Below are 6,179 nucleotides of genomic sequence, written 5' to 3'. Positions count from 1 at the left end.
CTCACCACGGTATTCGAGGACGCCTACAGCGCCAACGTGGAGAAGATGAAGAAGAGCGAGCTGCAGGCCCTGGTCAAGGAGATGCTGTCGGACGGCGTGAGCACGACCGTGATTCACGAGGACAAGCCGGCGGCATCGAAGGAGCACCCGACCATGAAGCCGATAAGGCTCATGGGAAGGCTCATACAGAACAGTAGCAGGCCGGGACAGACCGTCCTCGATTCGTTCGGCGGCTCCGGCTCGACCCTCATGGCTTGCGAGCAGCTGGGCCGGAAGTGCCTGACCATGGAGCTAGACCCCCACTACTGCGACGTGATCATCGATCGGTGGGAGATGATGACGGGAGGAAGGGCGGTGCGCGAGGGGTGATCAAGCGATGCGAGGTCTGCGGGCGCGAGTTCCAGGCGAAGCGCAGCACGGCGCGCTACTGCTCGGCAACGTGCCGAAGCAGGGCGGCGCGCGGATACGCCTTCACCGGGGAAATCCGGCCGCCCGCGCCCTCGGCGACCATGGACATAGACGAGGTGAACGGCGTTGTGCAGCGCGCCCACGCCGCCGCCAGCGACATGTCCCGTGCCTCAATGCTCACCGCCTCGCCCCTGTGCCTTAAGCTGCGCCGCGCCGCCAAGAAGATGGAGGACGCGCTGAGGGGTGAGGGCCTGTGAAGGGCGCCAAGCCCAAGCACGACGCAATCCGCCGGGGCCTGTCCGACTCCTATGGCCTTGCCGTCAGCGAATCAGCCGGGGTGGTCATGCCAGAGGACATCGCGGGCGATCCGGTGCAGGCCGAGATATGGGCGTGGCTCGCCCCACCCGTCAACAGCTTCAGCGAGCAGGACATTCCGACCCTCCGCCTGCTGACATACTGGCACGCCGTGGCGCATCAGGCCGAGCAGGCCATCCACTCGGAGGACGGGCGCATCAACATCTTCGACAAGATAGGCGTCAAGCCCTACAGGACGCAGGACGGCAAGGAGGTGCCGCTGGTGCGCAAGAACCCGGCGCTCACCATCCTCAAGGAGGCCTCAAGCGAGATTCGCGCCCTCTCCGACATGCTGGGCCTATCCCCGCTGGCCCGCTCCCGCATCGGCCTGATGGACGCTACCGCCGTGAAGACCGCCGCCGACACCGCGCAGATGTTCAAGTCCATAGACGCGGCATACGAGCTGCCCGAGGTGGTGATAGAGGATGCGGAGGACTGAGACCGAGTACTGCCCCGAGGGGCTGATGATGGCGCGGGACTACGAGCGCTGCCTGTCCTCAATGTGCCACCACGTGTCCAACGACGAGTACTACGGCAGGCCGTTCCTGCTTGAGCCGTTCCAGCGGGAGGCCATGTGGAAGCCCCTCTTCGCCTGCGGGGAGATGGTGGGAGGGCGCTTCAAGCGCCGGTACCGCCGCGCCATTTTCGGCCTGCCCTCCGGCGGCGGCAAGACCGAGCTTGCAGCGGCCATCGTCATGACCGTGGCGACCATGGAGGTCATCTATAACGGCCAGTACGGGGTCGTCGCGAGCAGCAAGGACCAGGTGCGCAACATCTTCGAGAAGATATCCACGATGATCAAGCTCAACGCCACCTGGGGCGAGCAGTGGGATATCGGAAAGGACGTCATCACCCACCGGGAGACCGGCGCGAAGATCATGGTCCTGCCCAACAAGGCAGACGCGCTGGAGTCATGGCACTTCAACGTCCTCGTCTTCGACGAGCTGCACGTATACAAGGACAGTCGGGTGTGGGACGCCGGCCTGAAGGGCCAGAAGGTTCTCTGGAACCCGCTGTCCATCGGCATCACCACGGCGGGCGACTCCCGCGAGGGCTTCCTATGGGAGACGCTTGAGCGGGCCGACGCCGACCCCGGCATGTACCTCTACTGGCTCGGCATGGACGACGGGAAGGACATCGACAAGAAAAGCTCGTGGGAGCCGCTCCTGTGCGCGTCATGGATCACATGGGAGTCAATCCAGGACCAGCGGGGCATGGCGTCCTCCAGGCGCGCGTTCGAGCGCTACACGGCGAACCGCTTCCCCATGGACCGAGACTCCTACGCGTGCTTCACGAGCGCCCAGCTGGACCACTGCGAAAGGGAGGAGAACGACTTCGACTGGGACGAGCCATTCACCGTCGGCATCGACGGGGCAACGGCAGGAGACTCCTACGCCATCGTCGCATTTCAGGAGCGCGACAACGTCGGTTTCACGAAGGAGTGGGTTTTCGACGAACCAGACCCGGACACTGGGCACTACAACACGACCCAGATCATGGAGCTGATAGCGTTCATCTGCCAAGACCACTGGCCCGAGGTCGTCGGCATAGACCCGAACCGAATGATCGTCATGGACTCCCAGCTCAGGGAGACGTATGGGATCGAGACGGTCAGCTTCGCACAGAACAACGCCACCATGTGCCAGGCGTCGAGCCTGGTCATGAACTCCGTCAAGGACGGGATGCTCAGACTGCGCGGATGCCCGAAGCTCCGACAGCACCTCGCAAACACCGTCGAGGAGGACCGCGAACCGTACGGGACGCGCTTCGGCAAGAACTCCCGAAAGGACAAGATAGACGCGGCCATCGCCCTCTCCATCGCCGAGCTGGCCTATAGGAAGCTCGTGGACGGTCAGGACGGCCTGGTGCCCGTCTGCTAATCTCACGCGCCCCATACCATGCCTCCGACGAAAGGGGACGCATGGGACGCTTCTACAACCTCTTCTACAAGCGCGGCGAGGACCAGTCGGACAACCCCGCCGTGCGCGTGGCCCTGCCGCCCGGAATCGGCACGCCCGCCGGGTATGGCTCGCTCATGTCCATCGACTTCGCGGCGTGCGTGCAGACCAAGGCCCGCTCCATGGCCTCGTTGCCCTTCTCCGTGGTGCGGGAGGGCGGCGGTGGCCGCAAGAACCTTGGCGACCACCCGCTCGCGCGAATCCTCAACGGCATGGCGAACGAGGCGATGCCCGTCACCGCGCTTATGGCGTGGACGGTGCTCCGGCGCGACACCTTCGGGAACGCCTACTGGTGGGTGGAGTGGCGCAAGGGAGAGCCGGTGGCAATCTGGCCCGTCTCCGCGAGCGTCACGCATGGCTACGACCGCACCAAGCCCATTGGATACCGCGCCACCTACACGGTGGCACCGGGGGACGACCACGTGCCGCCGGGGACGTACTTCCGCGACGAGGTAATCAACATCCCGACGCACATCACGAAGGACGGCATCAAGGGCGTTTCCATCGCAAAGCTCGCCGCCGAGCAGATAGGCCTCTCCGTGGACCTTGAGCGCTTCTACCGCTCGATGCTGCGCAACGGCAACCACCAGCTCGGGCACCTTGAGGTGCCGGCGGGCCGCATGGTAGAGAAGGACTTGGATGCCCTGCGCTCGGCGGTGGACGCCAAGAGCGGCCTCGAATCGGCGGGCAAGGCCCCCATCTTCGGCTACGGGGCCAAATGGGTGACCGACCAGCAGACGATGAAGGACGCCTCCGTGATCGAGCAGCAGCGCTGGGTGCTCCAGCAGGTCTGCCGCGCCTGCAACGTGCCCCCTTGGAAGGTCTACGACGGCGAGAGCGCCACGTACAGCGGCGGGCAGCAGCAGCGCATCGACTACGTGGCCGACACCATCGTGCCGGACGCCCGCGCAATCGAGATTGCGCTGAAGCCCGTGCTTGACGCCTGTGGCATCGACGGGTGCCGCGCCAAGTTCAAGACGCAGGGACTCATGCGCGGCGACGACGCCTCGCGCTCGCAGTTCTACCGCGAGATGACCTACCTCGGCACGTACACGCGCGAGGACATCCGAGACCTTGAGGACATGAAGCCGGTGCCGGGGCTCGAGCTGCCGCTGTTCCCGCTGAACTACGGGACGGTCAACCCGGACGGCACGGTGAACGTGTTCAACGCAGACAAGACCGAAGAGCCGGCGCAACCCGGCGACGGGAGCCAGACCGGCATGGTGCCGGGGGAGGAGAACGACGATGTTCAAGGTTAAGAACGAGGCCGAGCGGGCCACGGTGTACCTCTACGGCACCGTAGGCACAGACTGGTGGGACGAGGAATCGAGCAACACGGCTAAGGAGTTCGCCCAGACCCTCGACGGCCTCAGCCCCAAGCCGCTCGACATCAGAATCGACAGCTGCGGGGGCGACGTGTACGAGGGGTTCGCCATCGCCAGCGCGATCCAGCGCTACGAGGGCCAGACGACCGCCTATGTGGACGGCATCGCCGCGAGCGCGGCATCGTACATCGCGCTCATGGCCGACAAGGTGGTCATGTGCAGCTTCGCCCAGCTTATGATCCATGACGCATGGACCTACGCGCAGGGCAACGCCGCCGAACTGATGGAGACCGCCGCCCGGTTGGAGGAGCTGGACAACACCATCGCCGGCATAATCGCCGCGCGCTCCGGCAAGGACCTGGACGATGTGAAGGCCCTCATGGACGCCGAGACGTGGTTCGACGCCGAGGCTGCCGTCGATACCGGCATGGCCGATGAGGTGGCGGCTACCGAGCAGCGCGTGGCGGCGTCCCTCGACCGCGCCATCCTCTCACACTACCGGCACGTCCCGGATGGCATGGAGGGCAAATCTCACGCACGGCAGAGAATGCCCGAGGACGAGGGGCGAACCTTCGTGCTCGGCAACAGGGTCTACAAGACGAAGGAGTAAGAACATGGCAATCCTCAACTCGAAGCAGCTCTGGCAGGAGCGCAACCGCCTATCCGAGGAGCAGCACAAGCTCGTGGACGACGGCAAGCTCGACGACGCCCGCATCATCGAGGGACAGATCAAGCAGCTCGACATCACCCTCGAGCACGTCATCGACGAGGAGGACGCCATCCGCCGCGCCCCCAAGACGCCGCAGCAGAAGGAGACCTTCGGCCTGCGCATCCTCGGCCCGCGCGACGAGTTCCACGGCCTCGAGTTCGGCTTCAAGAACGCCGCCTCCGTCGTGACGGTCGGCGCGCCCACCGAAATCGAGCTTGAACTCGACCCGAAGCTCCCGAGCCTCCTCAACAACTTCGCCGCGACGCTTCAGGACGCCCCGGCCATCGGCTCTGTCTCCTACAAGCAGCGCTCCACCCAGACCGGCAAGCCCGATACATGGGGTGGTGTCACGAACGGCAACTCCGCCACCAAGGCGCAGGTTCTCTACTCGTGGAAGGACGCCGTGGCGAACAAGGAGACCATCGCGGGCTATGTCCCCGTCTCCAAGGACACCCTCGCCGACTACGACGAGCTTATGTCCATCATCGAGAACGACCTGCTCATCGACCTGAACGAGGCGACCGATGCAAAGTATCTCGGCGGTAACAACTCCACCGGCATCGTCGGCGTGCTCAACACCCCCGGCATCCAGGCCTACACCAATGCCGTGGCAGGTAAGTACTTCGACGCCATCCGCAAGATGCGCACCAAGGTCATGACGACCGCGCGCCGCGTCCCCACGCACGTCTGCATCTCCCCCGAGGTCAAGGAGGCAATCGACCTCTACAAGACCGAGACCGGCCTGTACCAGTCCCTCGGCGATTCCGTGTACTGGGGCATGCAGGTCGTCGAGGACGAGAACTGCCACGGCATCCTCGTGTACGACTCCTTCGCGGCCAAGAAGCGCTCCATCCACGGCGGCACGACGGTCGAAGTCGGCTACTACAACGACCAGTTCATCAAGAACGAGCTGTCCATCCTCGCCGAGCACACCAAGGCACTTCAGGTGCGCTACCCGGACGCCTTCTGCTACGCGGCCAAGACCGACCTCGACAAGTCCGCCGCTGCGGGCGCGTAAGGGGGAGCCATGTACACCAGCAACGAGCGAGTGATCAGGAACGGCCACCTCATCGCCTTCGAGGGCGAGGTCATGCCCGACGAGGAGGCCGCGCGCCGTGGCCTCTCGAGCGAGCTGCCCGCCGGTGAGGAACCGGCTGGGGAGAAGCCCGCAGCCGAGAAGCCCAAGCGCAGCCGCCGCAGGCGCGCGCAGGACGCCGTGGAAGAGGAAGAGTAGCCATGAGGGCGACGCCCGGAACCCGCATAAGGCTCGCCCTCTCCGACTTCCCCGCGAAGCTTGAGCCGGATGGGGCCGCTACCGGCCTGCTCCGGCTCGATTCCGGTGAGGGCCGCGAGCTGGTTGTGTCGGACGGCTCCGCGACCGTGGAGCGCATCGACGCCCCCGCGCTCGCGGCGGTCGAATGGCGC

The 6,179-nt window shown here is 65.2% G+C and carries 9 protein-coding genes; all 9 read left to right on the top strand.

Features of this window, described 5'->3' with window-relative positions:
* On the top strand, positions 1-369 hold a 369-nt coding region (locus tag HMPREF2826_RS00735), incomplete at its 5' end, for a DNA-methyltransferase (RefSeq protein ID WP_148138286.1).
* Entirely contained in the window at positions 366-665 is a 300-nt protein-coding gene (locus tag HMPREF2826_RS00730; protein ID WP_070638240.1) for a hypothetical protein, read from the top strand. The genes HMPREF2826_RS00735 and HMPREF2826_RS00730, both read left to right, overlap by 4 nt.
* Positions 662-1,201, top strand: a complete 540-nt coding sequence (locus HMPREF2826_RS00725) for a P27 family phage terminase small subunit (RefSeq protein ID WP_070638237.1) — start codon at positions 662-664, stop codon at positions 1,199-1,201. Before HMPREF2826_RS00730 ends, HMPREF2826_RS00725 begins: the two co-directional genes overlap by 4 nt.
* A complete protein-coding gene (locus tag HMPREF2826_RS00720; RefSeq protein WP_083307154.1) occupies positions 1,188-2,642 on the top strand; it encodes a terminase large subunit domain-containing protein in 1,455 nt (484 codons plus the stop codon). Before HMPREF2826_RS00725 ends, HMPREF2826_RS00720 begins: the two co-directional genes overlap by 14 nt.
* 41 nt (positions 2,643-2,683) lie before the next feature.
* A complete protein-coding gene (locus HMPREF2826_RS00715; RefSeq protein ID WP_070638232.1) occupies positions 2,684-3,979 on the top strand; it encodes a phage portal protein in 1,296 nt (431 codons plus the stop codon).
* A complete protein-coding gene (locus tag HMPREF2826_RS00710) occupies positions 3,966-4,655 on the top strand; it encodes a head maturation protease, ClpP-related (protein ID WP_070638229.1) in 690 nt (229 codons plus the stop codon). Before HMPREF2826_RS00715 ends, HMPREF2826_RS00710 begins: the two co-directional genes overlap by 14 nt.
* 4 nt (positions 4,656-4,659) lie before the next feature.
* Positions 4,660-5,772, top strand: coding sequence for a phage major capsid family protein (locus HMPREF2826_RS00705; protein WP_070638226.1), 1,113 nt, complete (start codon positions 4,660-4,662; stop codon positions 5,770-5,772).
* A gap of 9 nt (positions 5,773-5,781) precedes the next feature.
* Complete coding sequence (locus HMPREF2826_RS00700) at positions 5,782-5,988, top strand: hypothetical protein (protein ID WP_070638223.1); 207 nt, start codon at positions 5,782-5,784, stop codon at positions 5,986-5,988.
* A 2-nt stretch (positions 5,989-5,990) separates the two neighbouring features.
* Positions 5,991-6,179: hypothetical protein (locus tag HMPREF2826_RS00695; protein WP_210388941.1), on the top strand; the 189-nt coding region annotated here is incomplete at its 3' end.

The sequence above is a fragment of the Olsenella sp. HMSC062G07 genome, from assembly GCF_001811895.1.
Lineage (GTDB): Bacteria > Actinomycetota > Coriobacteriia > Coriobacteriales > Atopobiaceae > Olsenella_F > Olsenella_F massiliensis.
The sequence above is the reverse complement of the archived record's forward strand: the minus strand, read 5'-3'. Positions and strand labels throughout refer to the sequence as shown.